The following is a 21,177-nucleotide window of genomic DNA, read 5'->3' on the forward strand; positions in this document are numbered from 1 at the left end:
TAGAAAGGAGCTAAATTATGAAAGGTAGTAAGAGTTTAAAAGAAAAGATGATTACTATTATTATTATAGGTGGTATTATAGGTGGCTTTATGAATTTACCTATAGCTCAGAATTTATTAGAGTCTGCAACAGGGTTTTGGAGTAAGCATCCTTATATTACAATGTATATAGTAGCTATTATTTTGATTGGCATCTTTATGATATGGAGATTACGGAGGGTTAATTTAAGATTAGATCAGATTATTGATAATATGAATAATAATAACTATGAATCGGATAGTTTTTTAAAAGGTATGAAAGAAGAATATGAAGAATTATTGGCCAAATCAAAGGATAAAATCAATACTCAGTCATTTATAGAAGCTTATTTTTCAAAGAAGATAGATGGTATAATTAAATGGATTAAGATTATTGATAAGAGTGTATCTGTCTTAATTTTATTAGGTGTATTAGGTACTTTTATTGGTTTAACTTTTTCTTTAAGTAATATAGATCTTAATATATTATCTCAAGATATGACTAAAGGTATTAATAAATTATCTAAATTATTAGAAGGGATGAAGATTGCTTTTTATACTAGTATTGCAGGAATGATCACTTCTGTAATTGTAAATGTTGTAAATAGAATATGGAATCCTGAACAAAAAATGATCTCGATTATGACTAGATTAGAAGATTACCTTGATAATAATATTAGAGGACAGATAGATAGGCAGACTAGACAGGTAGAAGCAGTTACTGAATTAAGTAATAAAATCGAGCAGAGTTTCTCTAGTTTAGAAAATGTATTAACTGATACATTTATTGAATCTATTGGTACTTTAGATAATACCATGCAGAATATATATAATTCTATGAATAAATTTAATGAACTATCAAATGAATTTGAAGAGGCTAAAGGTTATATGGTAGAGTTCAACCAAGGTTTAGAAGAGAGTGTAAATAAGTTTGCAGAATTATATCAGACTAATAAAGAGTTGACTACAATTTTTACTGAAGGTGTAGATGACTTAAAAGGCGAGTTTTCTGCTTTGGGAGAAGATTTAGCAAAGTTATCAGAAGAAAGAAGGCTTATTAAAAAAGAAACAGATTTATTAGAGGATATATTAGCTAGTATGGAAGAGTATTCTTCTCAGATCCAAGAACAGATTACTACTTTAACCACAATAGATAATAGACAACAGAATTTAATCAATACTTATCAATCTATAGAGGATAGTTTTGAACAAGTTAGTGCTAATTTAATAGATTATTCTGAAGTATCTACATCTCAATCTGAATTAGTAACAAGTTTTAGAGATGCATTAGGAGAAATGAAATCTGATTTAGCTAAATATGAAGAACGGCAAAAAGATATGTTAGCTAGAGAAGAAGAGATTAGAGAATTGAATGTTAGCTTGAGAAGATCTGTTGATAGTATGACAGAATCTTTTGGTGATAATATGTCTACTAACATTACTAAATTAGAGACTGCAATTGATAGATTACACCAAGAGTTTAACAGTAATTTGCAAAGTAATTTAGAGGACTTAATTGGCGAGTTTAGTTCTTATATTAAGCAGACTAATGAGATCATAAAGAATAAATTTTCTGATATGGATTCTCTATTGAGTAATGTGGTACAGAGTGTAGATTTTAATAGTCAGGACTTAACAGATTCCTTAAATAAAATTTCTAAGGCATCAAATAGTTTAGATGATAGTGCCAATATTTTAATAGAAGAAGTTAGCAAGATAGATACTAACTTAGAGAATAATCAGAAATTATATAGTCAGCTTAATGAAAAAGTAGAAGAGATTTCAGAAGAATATAATGAATTAGTTAATGAGCAAAGAGAGATAGATCAGTTAATAAAAGATATTTCAGTTAAGAAGGGAGAATAGTATGATAGGAAAGAATAATAAATTTTTTAATATGAAAGGGGAAGAAGAAAATTTCTGGCCTAGTTTTACAGACTTATTGAGTGTTATAATTCTGGTAATTTTATTATTTTTAGTTGTTAATATAATTTCTTATACATATAAAATTAATCGAATGAGAGGAATCAAGAAAGAAATTATCAATGAGTTAAAACATACTTTGGCTGAATCAGGTATTGATGTTGATGTAGATAAAGAAACAGGGGCTATTGTGTTTAAAGAAAAAGTATTATTTGAAATTGATAAGGCTAAAATCAAGCCTAAATTTAAAAGGACACTAGATAAATTTGTTCCCAAATATGTAGAAGTATTATTAAAAGATGAAACAAGAAAGTATATATCACAGATTATTATTGAAGGACATACAGATGCTACAGGAGGATATATGCATAATTTAAAGTTGGCTCAAGATCGTGCTTATAGTGTGGTTGAGTATATACTAGGTTCTGAGGTCCCTAAATATAAACATAGAGACTTACTAAAGGATTATATGACAATTAGTGGTATCCCAGAAACTGGTTCTGCTAACCAAAAAGGAAATCGACAACAGAGAAGAGTAGAGTTTCAGTTTCGTTTAAAAGATAAAAGTTATTTCCAAAATATCTTTAATAAGATTACTGGGAGTAACTAGAATTATAAATGTCAATTAAAGCTCTTTTTCTTATTGAGAAAGAGCTTTTTTCTCTTTACCTCTTATGTCTATTTTATTTCTTATATACTAATTGATCTGATACTTTGTTAAGTAGTTAACTAAAGTTAATATAGATTATAGAAGAAGATAGGTGGTAATAAAAGTGGTTGATAAACAGAGACAGATACTAATGGTGTTAGTTATTTTAGTTTTCACGTTATTTTTCTATTTACCAAGTACTATTAGTAAGAAAAGTAATAAACCTCAGCTTAAATTAAAGATTCATTTTATAGATGTAGGACAAGGTGATGCTACTTTAATTCAGCTGCCTAATCAAGAGACTATGTTAATAGATGCTGGAGAGAATGAACAAGGGCCAAAAGTAGTTAATTACCTTAGAGAGCAGGAGATCAAAAAGATTGATTATTTAATTGGTACCCATCCTCATTCTGATCATATTGGAGGTTTAGATAATGTAATCTATAGTTTCAAAATAGGCCAAATTTATCTACCACAGGTTACTCACACAACTGAAACTTATCTAGATCTATTACAAGCCATTAAGGCTAAGGGGAGGAATATTATACCAGCTCAAGCAGGCCTTGAAGTAGTTGCTAGTTCTAATCTGCAGGTCAAGATAGTTGGCCCGGTAGATAATAATTATAAAGATTTAAATAACTGGTCTGTTTTAACTAAAGTTAAGTATAAAGATAGATCATTTTTATTTACTGGAGATACGGAAACTAAAGCAGAATTTGATTTAATAAATAAAAATACAGATATCCAAGCTAATCTTTTAAAAATAGCTCATCATGGTAGTTCTTCTTCTACTACTAGCTCATTTTTAAGCTCTGTAGATCCTAAGTATGCAGTAATTTCTGTAGGAGAGTATAATAGATATGGTCATCCAACATTTGAGGTTATAGATAGACTTAAGTATAGAGGAATCAATACTTATCGTACTGATAAACAAGGAACTATTATTGCTACAAGTAATGGACAAGATATAACCTTTAATGTTGATTCTAGAGAAGATAATGGTCTTACCAAATCAGGTGATATTAAGATAATCCACTTAAGTCTTGAAGATGAAGTAGTTGAGATAATGAACCAAGGAAGTAACAAGGTAGATATTTCTGGTTGGAAATTAGTAAGTACTAGAGGAGGACAAGTCTTTTATTTCCCAGCAGGAACAATAATAGAAGGGGAATCTACTATAAGAGTAGTTTCAGGGCCAACTGCCACAGCAGGTGAGGATAAATTAGTCTGGGATGACTGGTATATCTGGAATAATGATGGGGATGGAGCTAAGTTGTATAATTCTAATGAGAAAGTAGTTTCTAAGTATTGATATACTGTGTCACCATAGGTGATACAGTCGTGTGTCGTGTGCTATGTGTTGTGAGCTAATTCAAAATCTTCAAATTCAAAATCTAAATCCCTATGAATTTTATATTTTAAGTTTTTAATTGTATTAATGATTTTGACTTTGATTTAGCTCATCCTACGAGTTTCATAGAAACTCTTCGTGATAAAGACCATCTACTCATAGCACATAGCTGATAGCTGTGTCACTGAAAGTGACACATTTTAAGGAGGTTAAGAATGTTAATTATAGATAGGTTTGAAGGGAATAAAGTTATTATTGAGTATGATAGTCAGACTTTTACGCTACCTAAGTCAGTACTTCCTAAACAGGCTACAGAAGGAGATGTGGTTAAAGTAGTAATTGATAAAGAAGAAACTGAGAGTAGAGAAGAAAAGGTCAAAGAATTAGCAGATGAGCTATTTAAATAATTTTTGTATAAATAATAAAAAGGTGCTTATGACATCATAAGCACCTTTTTAAGTTAGAGACTACTTTCTCTTACTTGGCTTATTATGCTTATTAAAAGTCTCTTTCCAAGATAAACTCTTTAAGAAAGCATATCCTTTCTTGTCTAAATCAAATAGATTCAACATTGTTATACTCCTCCTTATAAACTTATAATCTTATTAATAACTTATTATCTTAATTTAATTTTATCATTTTTGTTCTAAAGTTACAATCAAATTACAAAAAATAATCTTTTCTTTCAAAATAATTGAAGGAATAGAGAGTTAACAAGTTATTTCTTTACAAGCAAAGATTTTTTAATATTTTGGTTATAGTATACCCCAGCAGAATCAGCTTTTGTTAGTTGGTTAAAAATAATAGGAGGTACTTTGTAATATATAAATTTTTACATAAATTGATAAAATTAATTAAAAAATAATTAAATATTGAATAATCACTTGGGAAAAGATACTAATATAGAATTATGGCTTGAAAAAAATCTATATAATGATATAATAAATGGAATGGTTATATAAAAAAGGAAGTGAAATTATAATGGAAAAGAAGAAATTTGAAGAATTGAATCTATCTACAGAGATAAATAGGGCAGTTGAGGATATGGGATTTGAAGAAGCTACTCCAATCCAATCTCAGGCGATTCCTTATCTGTTACAAGGCAAAGATGTAATAGGACAAGCTCAAACTGGTACAGGAAAGACAGCTGCTTTTGGAATTCCAGTTTTAGAGAAGGTAGACCCAAATAGTAAAGATGTACAGGCCTTAATTGTATGTCCTACTAGAGAGTTAGCTATTCAGGTATCTGAAGAGCTAAGAAGGTTAGGAAAGTATAAAAATAAGATTAAGACGTTACCGATTTATGGTGGACAATCTATTAATCGTCAGATTAAAGCATTAAAAAAAGGAGTTCAGGTTGTAATTGGAACACCAGGTCGTTTAATGGATCACATGAGAAGAGGAACTCTAAAGTTTGATAACTTGAAGATGGCTATTTTGGATGAAGCAGATGAAATGTTAAATATGGGCTTTAGAGATGATATAGAAACAATTTTAGATGGTATTGAAGGCAAAAGACAGACTATTTTCTTTTCTGCTACAATGCCTCAATCTATTCTAAACTTAAGAAAGAAGTATCAACATGATCCTGAAATAGTAAAGGTAGTTCATAAGAAATTAACTGTACCAAATATTGAACAGGCATATTTTGAGGTTAAGAGAAGTAATAAATTAGAAGTTTTATCACGTCTAATTGATATGTATGATCCTAAATTATCATTAGTATTCTGTAATACAAGAAAGCAAGTAGATGAGCTTACAATTCAGCTACAAGCACGAGGTTATTTTGTAGATGGATTGCATGGTGGATTAAGTCAACCGCAAAGAGATAGAGTTATGAATAAGTTTAAGACTGGTACAATAGAAGTTTTAGTAGCAACTGATGTAGCTGCACGAGGAATTGATATTAATGATATAGAGATGGTATTTAACTATGATATTCCTCAAGATGAAGAGTATTATGTACATAGGATTGGTAGAACAGGTCGAGCTGGAAGAAAAGGTCGAGCCTTCACTTTTGTATCTGGAAAAGAGATTTATAAATTAAAGTCAATCCAAAAGTATACTAAGACTAAAATTGAGAGAAAGCAGGTTCCTTCAGCTAGTGATGTAAGAGAAGTTAAAATGGGTATAGTTTTAGATGAAGTATCCGAAATTATAGAAGGTGACAATTTAGCAAAAGAAACTGAATTGATTGAGGATTTAATTGAGGAAGATTACGTCTCTGTTGATATAGCAGCTGCTTTATTAAAGTTAGTTATGGAAAATGAGAAGAAAGAGGATACAGAAGATGTAGAGTACTTTGGTAATACAGGAGCAGAGCCTGGTATGGTTAGATTATTTATAAATATTGGAAAGAATCAACATGTAAGACCTGGTGATATTGTAGGAGCCATTGCAGGAGAAACTAATATCTCTGGTGATTTAGTTGGTTTAATTGATATTTACGATAGATTCTCTTTTGTAGAAGTTCCTAAAGATCATGGTAAAGAAGTGCTACAGATTATGAAGAATACTAGAATAAAAGGAAAGTCTATAGATATCGAACCAGCCAATCCAAAGTAAAAACTAAATTTGTGTTTATGCAAGGGCCAACTTCTAAGTTGGCCTTTATATATTCTAATTAATTTGTTCTATGAGATAAGACTTGATTTTAGCATAAACTTGATTTGCTCTTTTAGATTTAGGTAGAGTTTCGAATAATCTATCTATATAATTTCTTTCCTTAATAACCTCAAAGCTTGGGCCAAAATTAATATCATAGACCCAACCCATCTGGATTAATTTGAAGTCATTTAAAGTCTGTAACCTTTCATATTCTACAACATCTTCTTTCATTATTTGATGATATACATAGTCAGAAATTTTATCGTTATCTTCTAATCCTAAGCCAACTGTCTTATTTCTAGATTCTTTATTATAATCTTTAAGTACAACTCGCCAAATATCTAACTTATCTGCATCACGAATCAATTTAGAGTAAAATAGAGGCTCTTCTGATTCATTTTCAGGTAAAGTAGCTTTATTATGATAAGAGATAGCTGTCAAGACTAATTGAACTATTAACTCTTCAAGATCAGCTAAGACATTATTGTCTAGTAAAATTTTAATACCTAGCTCTGCATGATCTTCTGATTCAGCATCTGAAAAGGTCTTATATTGGTTGTATTGTTTAAATCTTCCCACATCATGAAATAAAGCAATTGTCTTGGCTATGTATAATCCTTCTTCTACTACTAATTCTTTAGCAATACGCTCTATCATTTCACAAACCTTATAAGTATGTTTATACTTTAAGTCGATATTTTCTTGTTCTGTTGGATCGGTTAAAGAAAAGTTATTAACATAATTATCAAACCATTCTTCTAAAGCTAAAAATTTATTCTTATTCACTAAAAACTCCTCCTTTGCCTACTACAATTGTATCTATTATTTTATATTTAAGCAAGTTTTGTATTTATCTTTAGTCTGACAGTCATAATTATTATCTCTTAGTACTTCTAAGATTTTATCTGCAATTTTAAGATTATTTTTTAAGTAGTCTAAGTACATATTAAATAAAGGAGGGGTTAAAATGACAGATAAAATTGACAAGGATAAATCAGACTGGAAAGATATATTGAGTAAAGAAGAGTAGGTAGATTATGGACTGGATAATAGATAATGGGAAATGGCTAATAGATATTCTTATCAACTTAGGAGTTGCAATTGGATCTCTAGCTTTTGTTGCTATTGCTTACCGCCAGATTATGCTGCAGTGGAGAAGTGACAGACCACAAATAGATATTAAAATTGAGATTAATGAACAAGGTAGTCCTAGATTGAAGATTGATAATGTTGGTGAATTATCAATTGAAGGTGTTATTTATATATTAATAGAACCTAAAGTAGAAGGTAGAGATAACGATTTCAGTATTATTCCAGATAGAAAGAATGAACTGTTACAGAAAGACGAATTTAATAGATACATATTTGCTAAGATAGACTTTAATTTAGGGGCCAATGAAGCTCCTTATACTTATGATTCTCTACCAGTAAAAGAGTATATGGAGAAGATGCCAGAAGAAGGAGATGCTTATTTTATTCGGTTAGAGAGTTCATATCAGAGTGTTGGCTATAGTAAACGAAAATTTGAATTTAATAAATATTATAAATTAATTCCTGACCAAGGCTCATGGACTATTTATAGAATTAATTTAGATACAACTTTTGTGCCTGATGCTAAAGAAGGAGAAATGCCTAGTTATAGAGAATATAAAGATGATCTAACCGATACAGCTTCTTCTTAATTTACAGTTAAACTGAAGGATGGTATAATTAATATATTAGTTATCAGTGTGAGTAAAGTCAAGATCTAATGATTCAAAAACTTGAAATACTCTAGACTATCTGTGAAAGTCTCTAGAAGTTTCAAGATGAACTTTTCGTAATAAATTTACTCACACTCACACCAGTTACTAACACTTTATATTAAAAGAAGGAGTGATAGCATGGAGAAGGCTACTTTTGCAGCAGGATGTTTTTGGGGAGTACAAGCATTATTTGATAAATTAGAAGGAGTTGAATCTACACGAGTTGGATATATAGGTGGAGAGACAGAGAGTCCAACATATGAAGAAGTCTGTACTGATAATACTGGACATGCTGAAGCAGTAGAGATAACTTATGATCCAGATCAAATTACTTATAGAGAACTATTAGATATATTCTGGGCCAATCATAATCCAACAACTCTAAATAGAGAAGGGCCAGATATAGGAAGTCAATATCGTTCAGCTATCTTTTATCACAACCAAAAGCAGAAAGAAGTTGCTCTTAAATCCAAGGAGCGTTTAGATGCTAGTGATAAGTACGATGATCCTATTGTAACAGAGATAGTAGCAGCTAAAACTTTTTATGAGGCTGAAGAATATCACCAAGATTATTTAGAGAAAAATCCAGGTCAGTGCCATATATAGTCATTAGTCGTGTGTCTTCTGCTATCAGTTAAGATTTTCAGTTTGTAGCACATAGCTCAATATCCAATCAATAAAGGAGAAATTTAATGCAACAGGTTTTAGATAGTAAAGAAATAAAGAACTTTTTTGCACCAGATGGTCAACTAGCTGGCTCTTTTGCTAATTATGAGTATCGAACTCAGCAAGAAGAGATGGCAGTCAAGATTGCTAAAGTTTTTAAGCAAAATCAGCATTTATTAGTAGAAGCAGGAACAGGTACTGGTAAGTCTTTTGCTTACTTAGTACCTAGTATTTTATCATCACTAAAACAGGATGAGAGTATTGTAGTTTCTACTAATACTATTAATCTACAAGAGCAGTTAATGGCTAAAGATATTCCTACTTTACAGCAGTTGCTTGATATAGATTGCAAAGTGGTTTTGGCTAAGGGAAGAAGCAATTATCTCTGTTTAAGAAGGTTGAATCAACAACAAAGAAGTGAGGAACCAACTAGTGAGTTATATCAACAGTTACAAGATATTACTAAGTGGGCTGCAGAGACAGAGACAGGCTGTCGTTCTGATCTTGATTTTAAGGTAGCAATAGAACTATGGCAGAATCTATCTTCTCAAGCCCAACATTGTTTATCTCATAGATGTCCTTATTATGATAGATGCCATTTTAATTTTGCTCGAAATAAGTTAGAAGAAGCAGATATTATAGTGGCAAATCATCATCTTTTATTTTCTGATATCTCCTTGCGACAGACAGGAGAGTTTGAAAATCAGCAGGCAGTCTTACCACCATATTCTAAAATCGTTTTTGATGAAGCCCATAACATAGAAGAGATAGCTACTAATTATTTAGGTATTAGAGTCAATAGTCAAGATATAGTTGAAACTTTAGAATTATTATATCATCCACAGAATAAAACAGGAGCTTTATTGCAGATTAGAGCTGAAATTGGTCAGTTAGAAAAAGGGCTTAAAGCTAAATTACAAAAGGCAATTGATCAAGAACTATTTCCTGCAGTAGCTAAATTATTAGACCAGACTAAAGGTTTAAAAGATAAAGTGATTGATTTTATGGAAGAGCATAGAGGGAAGAAAGTACGTTTAACTGAGAAAGTACGTCAACAGAATATGTGGCAGAAGGTATTAGCAGTAGAATTTGAAAATTTACTTCTTAATCTTAATGATCTGTATAGGAAACTAAATGATCTACTGTCAGTTTTGACAGCCAGTGAAGTGGCTGAATTTGAAGCTATCTTGGCTTTATTAGAGAATAAGATTAGAGTGATTTCTGAAACAGCTACTATTTTAACTGAGATAACAGAGTTTGCTAATGAAGAAAGTGTTTATTGGTTAGAAAAAGAGTATGATGGTTATAGTCTACGTTCAGCTCCTTTGGATATTGCTCAGAAGTTAGAAGATAACTTATTAAACAAGGTTGACTCTGTTGTTTTTACTTCAGCAACTTTGACAGTCGATAATTCTTTTGCTTTTATTAAGGAAAACTTAGGCTTAGTAGACCAAGAAGTAGAAACTCTAGATTTAGGTAGCCCGTTTGATTATGGTAAGCAGCTACAAGTAGGATTGATTAAGAATCTAGTTGGCCCCAAACAAGGTAACTTTATAAAGCAAGTAGTTTCTAGTATACAAGAGATTATCAATTCAACGCAAGGTAGGACTTTACTTTTATTTAATTCTTATAGTAGATTAAATAAGGTTTATAGAGAGTTAGCTACTCAAGTAGGTCAATTAGAAGTTGATTACTTATTACGACAAGGGCAAAAGTCACGTCAGCAATTGCTTGCTGACTTTAAAGAAAAGAAAGGAGCCGTCTTATTAGGAACAAGTAGCTTTTGGGAAGGAGTAGATATTCCTGGGCCAACTTTAAGTTGTGTAATTATTGTTAAGCTACCTTTTTTAGTCCCTAGTGAACCTTATATAGCAGCCAAGTTAGATGCAATTAATGAGAGTGGTAGTAGTTCTTTTTATGAGTATATGTTACCTAAGGCTGTTATTAAATTCAGACAGGGTTGTGGACGTTTAATTAGAAGTAAGTCAGATAAAGGTTGGCTATTTATTCTTGATAATCGAGTCTTAAAGAAGAATTATGGTAATTATTTTCTAAATGCTTTGCCAACAACTGATAATACTTTTGTCGACAGATTAGATGATTTAACAGCTAGATTAGAGGCAACGCTTTAAGCGTTGCTTTTTTTATTTTTTGAGAATGAATTTAGTAAACTAAAAGTGGTAAAAATAATAGAAACTAGACTTGAAGGTGAAAATATATGCTAAATAAATTTAAAGATTTTCAGAAAAAACGAATGGAGATCTTTCGAGAGATAGTCAAGCGAGGTTGGGAAGAAGACTTAACTAATCATAATTTAGATCAGTTGGCTCAAGAGATAAAAAAAGAGTATGGTTATCAAGATAAGGATATCTCTTTTATTAAAGATCATATCAGAGTAGCTTTAGGGCTGGATTCAACAGCTGAAGAATCTTTTTCTAATGAAATAGAAGAGGCACTTAACTCTGATGATATAGACCGACCAATTGTAACTAAAATAGATGGTATCTGTCAGCAGTGTGGTGAAGAGTTTGATGAGATAGATTGTTATGATTCCTGTAAGTATGAAGCTCAGATGTATCGAAGAACTGAAGGGCCAATTGTTGTTAATGATAAGTGTTTAAGTTGTGGTAGATGTGTTACTAGCTGTTCTTTTGGTGCTCTAGCCGATAAGATAGAGTTTGTTCCTTTAATCAAGTTACTTAAAGATGAAGAAACACCAGTCTATGCTACAGTAGCTCCTTCAATAGTAGGTCAATTTGGGACTGATGTTACAATGGGCCAACTAAGAACTGCTCTTAAGTTATTAGGTTTTCAGGATATGATTGAAGTAGCTTTGTTTGCTGATATGCTGACTATTAAAGAAGCCTTTGAATTTAATGATTTAGTTCATAGCCAAAAGGACTTCTTTTTAACAAGTTGTTGTTGTCCAGTCTGGATTAATCTAGTAGAAAAGAATTATCCTGAAATTTTTGAGCAGATGTCACCTTCTTTATCACCAATGGTAGCTTCAGGTAGACTGCTTAAAGAGCTTTATTCTGATGCTAAGGTTGTCTTTATTGGCCCTTGTATAGCTAAGAAATCAGAGGCTAAAGAAGAGAAGTTTGCTCAAGATATTGACTTTGTCTTAACTTATCGTGAATTAGAAGAGATATTTAAGGCTATTGAGATAGATTTAGAGGAGTTACCACAGGATGAAAAAGACCAAGCTTCTTTTGCTGGTAGAGTGTATGCTAGAACAGGAGGCGTTAGTTTTTCTGTTAAGACAGTAGTTAATAGAATAGCTCCAAGAAGATTAATTAAATTTGATTCTAAACGAGTTGATGGAGTAGTAGATTGTAAGAAGATACTCGATACTTTAGCTGCTGGAGAGGAGATAGATGCTAACTTTATAGAAGGTATGGGTTGTGAAGGTGGCTGTGTAGGAGGTCCTAGAACTAATATTGAGACTGATGAAGCTACTAAAATAGTTAATGAATATGGTGAAGATTCATTGATTATGACCCCTTTTGATAATATGAATCTGATTAAGATCTTAGAAGAGCTAGGAGTAGATAATATTGAGGATGTGGCTAATGATCACAAAATAGCAACTTTATTGACTAGAGATGGAGTAGATTAGTTATTGATGTCTAGTGTCAGGAATCAGTGTGAGTTGTGAGTAGATTCAATTACAAATATAGTTTGAATAATTAGAAGATATATCCTTATAAGTTTAGATATTGAATTAACTCATAGCTCACTGCTAATGAATTGATATTAAATAGTAGAAATTTGTCGATAAGTTAACGACAAATTACCTGATAAAAAAACAAGGAAAATAGATTAATATCTAGAATTGTCTACATAAGAAGTATTTTATTCCATAAATTTTTTGGCCTAATAATTAAATTTGAAAAGAGGTGAGGTCAATAGATGATAAATAGTGGGGATGAAATGATAAGACTATTAATTAATAATAGCACTGGAATTATTACTTTGAGTTTCCTAATTTTAATTATTATTACTTTAATGGTTAATATATTCAAAAGAAAGAAAGTAGAAGAAGAGTTAAGAAGTAAGAAAGAGGAATTACAGGCTTATAATGAAGAAATGTTAGCTTTAAATGAAGAGTTAGAAGGTTCTTATCAAGAGGTAAATAAGTTAGCAACTAATCTGGAAAGAATAATTAATTTGACTTCTAATTTAACTAAATCTAGTATTAAAAATGAAGAAAGTTTCTTGTCAGAATTACTGAATACAGCTATTGAATTAATTCCTGAAGCAGATTATGGAAGTGTACATAAATATGATGATAATCAAGTAAAATTTGTTGATACGGTAGGTCATAACCTTACTATGCTACAGGAATTATCTATAAATAAAGATAATTTTCAAAAGACGACAAGTGAAATTACTATTATTGATGATATTGTAGCGTACTCATTAGATGGAATGGAAGATTCTATAGCAGAGAAATTTAAAGCAGCTATCAATCCAATTAAACAGTCAATAACCTTTGATTTATATATTGATAATCAAAAAATAGCAGGAATTAGTTTAGATATAGCTGATGATAGTCAGCAAGAATTTGATAGTAAATCTGAATATTTAATGAAGTTATTTAAAGATGTATCAGTTTCATTTTATACTATTCAACAGTATAATTCGATTCAAAATCAATTTCAACAAGAGATAGTTTTTTCAATAATTGAAATGCTAGAAATTCATGATGAATATACAAAAGGCCATTCTGATAATGTAGCTGGATATGCTAAAGAGACAGCAAAGGAGATGAATTTGTCTCATGAACAGGTTGAACAAGCTTATTGGGCTGGGATGGTACATGATATAGGAAAGACATTGATACCAAGCGAAATTTTAAATAAACAAGATAGGTTGACTGATGAGGAATATAGTTTAATTAAGCAACATCCTATTTGGGCTTACTATACACTTCAGAATTCTAAACAGTTAGAGGAAATTGCAAGTTTTGTTTTATATCATCATGAACGCTGGGATGGTATGGGCTATCCTGAGGGAATTAAAGGTGAAGAGATTCCTCTTGTTTCTCAAATTTTAAGTGTAGCTGATGCTTGGGATGCTATGCGGTCTAATAGATCTTATCGTAGTGCTTTACCTAAAGAAGTGGCTATCGAAGAGTTAAAGAAGAATAAGGGGACTCAATTTTCTCCTCAGGTAATAGATGCTTTTCTAAATATAATAGATATTGATAGTTTAGCAGGATGAATTATGTGAGTCAGGTAACTATACCTGACTCTCTTTGTTTTTTGTTTTATTTAAAAAATGTAATATTTTTTACTAAAGATTAATATCGTTATTGTGGAGGTGGAAAGATGGAATTAGAAAAGATAGGAGTTAGTACAGACTGGTTAGCAGTAGGTGGAGCCTTATTATTAGGACTGTTAGTTAAGTTGGGTTTATTCTCTAATATTCCATGGTAGAAAGGGTGGTTTTATGGCAGAACAAGAATTAATAAGTAGTACTAAAGTAGAGACTGAGTTTAAGAAACTATTTAGTAAGCTACCTGGTATTTTACTATTATTTGTTGTAGGATATATGTCAAAATTTATAGCTTCCTATATTCCACATATGGAGTATGTTTTAATTGCTATTTTATTAGGTATGATAATTAGTAATACTATTGAACTGCCTAAGGTCTTTGTTCCTGGGATTAATACTTATGAATTATGGTTGAAGTTAGGTATTGTCCTATTAGGAGCTAGGCTTGTTTTACAGAATGTTTTAAAGATAGGGTTGACAGGGATTATACTGGTAGTTTTAGAGATTTTAGTTTCTATAACAACAGTTAAATTTTTGGCTAATAAATTTGGGTTAAGTGATAAATTAGGTAGTTTATTAGGGATAGGAGTAGGAATCTGTGGTGTATCAGCTATTATTGGAGCTACAGGAGCAATTGATGCTGATGAAGAAGAGTCGAGTCTAGCAATTGCTACTATCTTAATTTTTGGAGCTATAATGGTATTTGTTTATCCTCTTTTAGGGCAGACATTTGATCTATCAGGGCAGGCTTTTGGTTTCTGGTCAGGGTTAGCAGTAGATAATACAGCAGAGTCATTAGCTACAGGTTTTGCTTATTCTGAACGAGCAGGTCAGATTGCTACTATTACCAAGCTATCTCGGAATGCTTTAATGGGAATTGTAGTCTTATTTTTTGCCCTTTATTATGCACGTAAGGGTATTACTGATCAAGTAGAGAATAAGGGCCAATTTATCTGGGAGCGGTTTCCTAAGTTTTTAATTGGTTTTTTATTGATGTCTATCTTATCAACACTTGGTTTTTTTAGTGCTCAGGAGATTACTAATTTAAAACATCTTTATAAATGGGTCTTTATGTTATCTTTTGTTGGGGTAGGATTTCGAACACAATTTTCTAAAATGAAAGAGACTGGCTTGAAACCCTTTTTTGTTGGTTTAGGAGCAGAGTTAGTAGTTAGTGTTTTTACTTTATTAGCTGTATTATTTATTTTATAAGTCAGGTATTGAATCCTGGCTTTTTTTATTATTTTTCAATTGAAGATTACTGTTTAATTTAATTGTGATACTTGGTATAATGTAGTTGATTTATCAAAATATGAAGAAAGGAGTTACGTTATAGTGGATAAGAGGAAGAGTTGGCCTAGATTTACAATAGGATTATTAATTGTAAGTTTAGGAATAGTTTTAACAATTAAAGCTGATCTAGGAGTAGCTCCCTGGACTGTATTTCATATTGGTTTGACCTATCACCTACCTTTAAAGGTAGGACAAGCTGGGCAGATAACTGGTTTAGTAGTCATTTTAGTCAGTTTTTTAGTTGCTAAAATCAAACCTACAATAGCTACAATTATTAATATAGTTTTAGTTGGCTTTTTAATTGATTTGTTGATGCCTTTAGTGCCAAAACCTAGTTTATTAATAATTCGTTATTTATATTTGTTTATAGGAATCATAATCTTTGGCAGTGGGGCTGGAACTTATATTTCAGCTCAGTGTGGTGCTGGGCCACGTGATAGTTTAATGATAGCTTTAGATAAGAAGTTAGATTTTAGATTAGGATGGATTAGAAATAGTATTGAATTAACAATTTTAATAGTAGGTTATTTCTTAGGAGGTCCAGTTGGAGTTGGTACGTTATGTACTGCTTTAGCAGTTGGCCCTATAGTAGAGGTTTCCTTAAATTTAATGAATAGTTTATTTAATAATTCTAATTTACAAATAGAAGGGAGATAGAGAATTAAATCTAGCACTTTATCAAGTAAGATAGGGGGGGATGAATATACAATTATGCAAGAGTATCAAGTGTAAAATTTGGTTTTGGATATTAGTAATTATTATAGTATTAAGTTTCAGTCTAATTAATCTATCCTTTATTTTATCGCATAATGTTTTTAAAGAGATAACATTTAAACACGGTACAGAAAATGCTCAGCTTTCTGCTTTGGCGATAAGGGATTGGTTTGCTGAGCGAAAGAATGACTTGCAGAATTATGCTGATAATTCTATTTTAAGAAAAGGTAGTTGGCAACAGAAACAATATTATTTAAAGGAAGAATTAATCAATAGTTTAGATATTTATGATTTTTTCTTTGTTGCTGATAAGGATGGAAATTATAGTACAATTCAATTTAAAAATATAGGAAATGTTAAGGAAGAGGAATATTTTAAAAATGCAATGCAAGGACAGACTTATATTTCTAAACCTTTAATTTCTAAAACTACTGGTAAACCTATTATTGTAGTAGCTGCGCCTATTAAAGATAGTGCTAATAAGCCAATTGGAGTATTAGGTGGCGCAATTAAATTAACTGATCTATCTACTTATGTTAGCCAATTCAAGATAGATTATTTTAATTCGTATGCTTATTTAATAGGGGAGGAAGGAGAAGTTTTAGCGCATCCGAGTCAGATTAATTTCAAATTTAATAATCATAGTGCAAGAATGAAAGCTATAAATTCTAAGATTAAGAAAAAAACTTCTGGGATGATAAAGTATAATATAAATGATACTGCTAATTATATATTCTATCATACAATTGTTGGAACTAATAACTGGAAGATAGCATTAGAGATGCCAGGTAACTATTTAACTAAACCATTAGTTTTAGCAAATAAAAAGGTATGGTTGATTGGTCTAATAATTATTACATTAATAGCTGTATTAAGCTTTTTTATTACTCAGAAATTGACTAAACCAATTACTAAGTTGAAGAATGTTTTTGCTAAAGGGGCTGCAGGAGATTTATCAGCTCGAGCCAAGATTGATAGCAATAATGAACTTGGTGTAGTGGCAGATAGTTTTAATCAGATTATGGAGCAGATAAATAACTTAACTTGTAAAGATTTACTAACTGATTTATTAAATTTAACTTATTTTCAAGATAAGTTTGATTCAGATTTAAGAGATATAAAAGAGACTGATAAACAGTTAGTTTTATTTGCTTTAGGAGTTGATGATTTTGATACAATTAATGATAATTTTGGTCACCAAATGGGAGATGAAGTATTAAAGAGTTTAGCCAATCGTTTACAGAAAAATTTAGATGATCAAGTAGTAATAGCTAGATTTAGAGATGAATTTTTCTTCTATTTTACAGAAGTTGGTGATCAAAATAAGGTCATAAATTTAGGAAGAAGAATATTAGCTGAAATTGTTCGACCATATGCTATTAAAGAAGAGATGATTTATATTACAGCTAGTTTAGGTATAGCTACATATCCTACAGCAGGGACTACTAGTGAGATGTTAATTAAAAATGCTAGTTTAGCAATGCATGTAGTAAAAAAAAGAAATGGTAATGATATTCAGGTCTATTCTGCTAATATGGAGGATAAATTATCAGAACGAATGAAACTAGAGGTAAAGCTAAAACAGGCATTAAAAGAAGAGCAGTTTAATCTTAATTACCAACCACTGTTAGATGCAGAGACAGAAAAGATAGTAGGTGTTGAAGCTTTAATTAGATGGAACCACCCTATTGAGGGTATGATTTCTCCTGGTAAATTTATTCCAGTAGCAGAAAGAACAGGTATAATTGTTGAGATTGGAGATTGGGTCTTAAAACGTTCTTGTGAGCAACTGAAGAAATGGCATCAGCTAGGTTATGATGATTTATATATGTCTGTTAATATTGCTCCTCAACAATTCAATGAAGGTGACTTTGTTTCTAAAGTAGAAAAGGTTTTACATCATACAGAACTAGAAGCCCAGTATTTAGAGTTGGAAATTACAGAACGGGCTACTATGGAGAATATAGAACAGACAATAGATATACTAGACCAATTACAAAATTTAGGAGTCAAAATAGCTATTGATGATTTTGGTACTGGTTATTCATCTTTAAGTTATTTAAAGGAATTTGCTATTAATACTTTAAAGATAGATCAATCCTTTGTTATGGAATTAACTAAAGATGTTAAAAATATTGCTATTGCTGAAACCATTATTACAATGGCTCATAATCTAAATTTAACTGTAACTGCTGAAGGAGTAGAAACTGAAGAACAACAAGAATTTTTACAGCAAGAAGATTGTGATGTATTACAGGGTTATCTCTTCAGTCGACCATTAGATAGTGAAAACTTAATCAAGTTATTAAATGCTTGATAATAAAGTTAGGATACCAATATTGGTATCCTAACTTTATTTTTTGGTTATAGATAATATAATGTAATTTGTTTCCATATAATTAAGTGATAAATAGCTTGATTAGGAGGTAGTAGAATGGATTTTCAGTGTATAGAGTGTAATTTAGAACTTAATCTATCAGATGAAACTTATTACTTATGTCCAAATTGTGGTGCTAAAATGTACCAGATTAAAGTTTTGAATAAATTACAGATAGGAGATAAAGGAGTAGAAGCAGTTTTAGAACATTATCAAAGTCAAGTAAATGATGAAAAAATAGAAGAGTTAATATTAAATGAGGAAAAGATTAAAGCTAAAGCTAATAAGTCGTCATTAAGACAGGCTAAAGATTATGTTATTGCTTTATTCTCTCTACTTAAAGATGATAAAGTAGCCAATTATTATCATATAATAGCTGGGGCAGCTTTATTATATATATTTAATCCATTAGATTTAATCCCAGATTTTGTATTAGGTTTTGGTTTATTAGATGATTTAGTTATAGTTATGTTAGCAGTTTCAATTATAGGGCAGAAGTTAAATCAATATTTAGATGAGCAACAACCAAGAGAGGATTCTTTATTTTATTCTTTACAACCACCAACTAATAAGATTAAAGAGAGATATCAGCAAAGTGGAGGAGTTAGGACTTTATATTTGTACCCTGATCAATTAAAAGAATTTGGCTTGCAGATTTTAAATAACAATTTAGTGCAAGCACCTCAGTTATATATTGGTCATCCCTATTTTTATAAAACTTTAGTTCCAATTGATAATTTTGACCAGTATATCAGTCAAGATATAGTTCAAGAAGAAATCAATCTATTATCAGCCTTTGGAGCCAAAATGATTAGGTATAAAGCTCATGAGTTTGAACAATTGGATTTGTCAGCTACAATAGACTTTAATCTTTTTGAGCAGATAATTAATGGAGAAGTTAAAGCTAATCAGAGAGGGTATAAGTATACTACTCAAGAACGGACTCTAGAGTTTGAGAGGATAGATAATTATAATTTGGATCAGATTGATAATTTAATCTGGTATTTTAGTAATCAAAGTAACTTTAATGATTTAATATCTAATCGTATTCTAGCTGATTTGAGTAAGGAAAATCTAAAGTTTGAACATAGTACTAGTCAGTTTTTAAGTTTAGATACTAGGGCCAACTTAACTGAGCAGAAGGTTAGAGGTGCTGGAGAAATATCTAATGTTATTCATAGACAGATAGAGTATCAAGTTGAATTTTATCCTCGACCACAGATTGTAGAAGAAGAATCTAAAGAATATTATAAGAAGGTGCAAGAAAAGTTAAAAGAGAGAAGAGAAGAACTAACAGCTAACTATTATACCAGATTATCAGATTGGTCTTAGTTGCCTAGTTAAAAAAATTATGTTATGATATTTAAAGATCCCTGCTAGAGAAGCAGGGGCTTTATTATGAATATAAACAGGAATATTAACTGACAACTTGAATAATAATACTGTTAGACTAATTGTTTTAGTATATATAACAATATATCATATTTTTTTAACTAGGAGGCAGAATAATGGAGGGGAAGATCAATAAAGGAACAATTAAAAGAGGGTTAGAACTATCATTAATTGTCAGTATTTTAGCTCTAGGAGGATTATTTTTATTTACTATAAATGATGATACTTTTGCTAAATTAATGAGTGTTAATACCTTTTATCTAGCTTTAGCTATTTTAATTAGCTTTTCTATGTGGACTGTTGGTGGTTTAAGAATTAAGTTAGTTGCTGATGCAGCAGGAGAGAATTTAACTATAAAGAAAGCAGTACGTATCTTTTTAATTGGTGCTTTCGTTTCTAATGTAACTCCTTTTGCTTCTGGTGGGGGACCAGCTCAGGTGTTTTTATTACATAAAGATGGTCTTTCGTTAGGCAAGGCAACAACAATTATTGTAGTGCAGTTTGTATTGCGTTTAGTCTTTTTTGGTTTAGCTGCTCCTATATTATTTTTCTGGTTTGGAGATTTAATTGACCCTGGTTTGATTCCACCACAGTTATTTAATATAGCTATTTTGGTTGCTCTAGGTATCTCTTTGCTTATGATATATTTTATTTGGCAACCAAAAAAGATAAAGAAATTAGTAACTAAGTTACGAGAACTTTCTTTTTTGCAACCATTAATGAAGTATGAGAAGACTAAGAAGTTAATTGATAGATTCTATCATGAGGTAGAAGAATTTCATGATAGTTTATGGCAATTAACTAAGTATAAACAGAGTAGTTTAATCTGGGCTGGTATCTGTACTATTTTATACTGGGGATTATTCTTTGCTATTGCTCCTGTTATCTTATTAGGATTAGGAGTTAAGCCTTTCTTTTTACGGTCCTTTATTATGCAGACTATCTTCTATTTAATCCTGCCTTATATTCCTACTCCTGGTGCTAGTGGAGTAGCTGAGTTAGGTTTTGCTTCTTTATTCTCTAGTTTTGTGCCAGCAGGGTTGATAGGCTTGTTATCTTTAGTTTGGAGATTCTTAACCTTTTATTTAGTTTTGATTTTAGGTGGAGTTGCTCTGCTTAGAATTTTAACCAAATCAGCAGTAAGTTCAGAAGGGTAGGGGCAT

Annotated in this window: 17 protein-coding genes; 15 read left to right on the forward strand and 2 right to left on the reverse strand. The window is 30.9% G+C overall.

Translation table 11 applies throughout. From position 1 onward, the window contains the following. Window positions 1-17: 17 nt before the first annotated feature. The 4 genes from ACYQ39_RS13250 (at window position 18) to ACYQ39_RS13265 (ending at window position 4,347) form a co-directional block, all read left to right on the forward strand. Entirely contained in the window at window positions 18-1,883 is a 1,866-nt protein-coding gene (locus ACYQ39_RS13250; protein ID WP_459844007.1) for a MotA/TolQ/ExbB proton channel family protein, read from the forward strand. A gap of 1 nt (window position 1,884) precedes the next feature. After that, window positions 1,885-2,550, forward strand: coding sequence for an OmpA family protein (locus ACYQ39_RS13255; RefSeq protein ID WP_459844010.1), 666 nt, complete (start codon window positions 1,885-1,887; stop codon window positions 2,548-2,550). Window positions 2,551-2,713: 163 nt separating this feature from the next. Further along, a complete protein-coding gene (locus ACYQ39_RS13260) occupies window positions 2,714-3,901 on the forward strand; it encodes an MBL fold metallo-hydrolase (protein ID WP_459844012.1) in 1,188 nt (395 codons plus the stop codon). Window positions 3,902-4,155: 254 nt separating this feature from the next. After that, on the forward strand, window positions 4,156-4,347 hold the full coding sequence (locus tag ACYQ39_RS13265; protein WP_459844015.1) for a DUF3006 domain-containing protein: 192 nt from the start codon (window positions 4,156-4,158) through the stop codon (window positions 4,345-4,347). A gap of 311 nt (window positions 4,348-4,658) precedes the next feature. On the opposite strand, the gene ACYQ39_RS13270 is transcribed toward ACYQ39_RS13265, so the two are convergent. After that, on the reverse strand, window positions 4,659-4,766 hold the full coding sequence (locus ACYQ39_RS13270; protein ID WP_459844372.1) for a KTSC domain-containing protein: 108 nt from the start codon (window positions 4,764-4,766) through the stop codon (window positions 4,659-4,661). A 155-nt stretch (window positions 4,767-4,921) separates the two neighbouring features. Between ACYQ39_RS13270 and ACYQ39_RS13275 the strand changes: the two genes are divergently transcribed. Continuing rightward, window positions 4,922-6,505, forward strand: coding sequence for a DEAD/DEAH box helicase (locus ACYQ39_RS13275; RefSeq protein ID WP_459844017.1), 1,584 nt, complete (start codon window positions 4,922-4,924; stop codon window positions 6,503-6,505). 54 nt (window positions 6,506-6,559) lie between these two features. On the opposite strand, the gene ACYQ39_RS13280 is transcribed toward ACYQ39_RS13275, so the two are convergent. Next, complete coding sequence (locus ACYQ39_RS13280) at window positions 6,560-7,333, reverse strand: HD domain-containing protein (RefSeq protein ID WP_459844019.1); 774 nt, start codon at window positions 7,331-7,333, stop codon at window positions 6,560-6,562. 251 nt (window positions 7,334-7,584) lie between these two features. Between ACYQ39_RS13280 and ACYQ39_RS13285 the strand changes: the two genes are divergently transcribed. From ACYQ39_RS13285 to ACYQ39_RS13330, 10 genes are all read left to right on the forward strand, one after another. Beyond that, on the forward strand, window positions 7,585-8,229 hold the full coding sequence (locus tag ACYQ39_RS13285; protein WP_459844021.1) for a hypothetical protein: 645 nt from the start codon (window positions 7,585-7,587) through the stop codon (window positions 8,227-8,229). A gap of 201 nt (window positions 8,230-8,430) precedes the next feature. After that, window positions 8,431-8,898 (forward strand): peptide-methionine (S)-S-oxide reductase MsrA, encoded by a 468-nt coding sequence (gene msrA, locus ACYQ39_RS13290; RefSeq protein WP_459844024.1) that lies wholly within the window; start codon window positions 8,431-8,433, stop codon window positions 8,896-8,898. Between the two features lie 86 nt (window positions 8,899-8,984). After that, window positions 8,985-11,090, forward strand: coding sequence for an ATP-dependent DNA helicase (locus ACYQ39_RS13295; RefSeq protein WP_459844027.1), 2,106 nt, complete (start codon window positions 8,985-8,987; stop codon window positions 11,088-11,090). Between the two features lie 86 nt (window positions 11,091-11,176). Beyond that, window positions 11,177-12,577: a [Fe-Fe] hydrogenase large subunit C-terminal domain-containing protein gene (locus tag ACYQ39_RS13300; protein ID WP_459844030.1), complete on the forward strand. Its 1,401-nt coding sequence runs from the start codon at window positions 11,177-11,179 to the stop codon at window positions 12,575-12,577. Window positions 12,578-12,870: 293 nt separating this feature from the next. Beyond that, complete coding sequence (locus tag ACYQ39_RS13305; protein ID WP_459844033.1) at window positions 12,871-14,184, forward strand: HD-GYP domain-containing protein; 1,314 nt, start codon at window positions 12,871-12,873, stop codon at window positions 14,182-14,184. 228 nt (window positions 14,185-14,412) lie between these two features. Next, window positions 14,413-15,450: a YeiH family protein gene (locus ACYQ39_RS13310; RefSeq protein WP_459844036.1), complete on the forward strand. Its 1,038-nt coding sequence runs from the start codon at window positions 14,413-14,415 to the stop codon at window positions 15,448-15,450. Window positions 15,451-15,573: 123 nt separating this feature from the next. After that, the gene (locus ACYQ39_RS13315) at window positions 15,574-16,188 is read left to right on the forward strand and encodes a YczE/YyaS/YitT family protein (RefSeq protein WP_459844039.1); all 615 of its coding nucleotides are present in this window, start codon (window positions 15,574-15,576) and stop codon (window positions 16,186-16,188) included. Between the two features lie 40 nt (window positions 16,189-16,228). Then, window positions 16,229-18,562 carry a bifunctional diguanylate cyclase/phosphodiesterase gene (locus tag ACYQ39_RS13320; protein WP_459844042.1) on the forward strand — a complete coding sequence of 778 codons (2,334 nt, stop codon included), beginning with the start codon at window positions 16,229-16,231 and terminating at the stop codon, window positions 18,560-18,562. A gap of 117 nt (window positions 18,563-18,679) precedes the next feature. Further along, on the forward strand, window positions 18,680-19,954 hold the full coding sequence (locus ACYQ39_RS13325) for a YkvA family protein (RefSeq protein ID WP_459844045.1): 1,275 nt from the start codon (window positions 18,680-18,682) through the stop codon (window positions 19,952-19,954). Window positions 19,955-20,130: 176 nt separating this feature from the next. After that, a complete protein-coding gene (locus ACYQ39_RS13330; RefSeq protein WP_459844047.1) occupies window positions 20,131-21,171 on the forward strand; it encodes a lysylphosphatidylglycerol synthase transmembrane domain-containing protein in 1,041 nt (346 codons plus the stop codon). Window positions 21,172-21,177: the final 6 nt, after the last annotated feature.

The sequence above is a fragment of the Halanaerocella petrolearia genome (assembly GCF_054657875.1).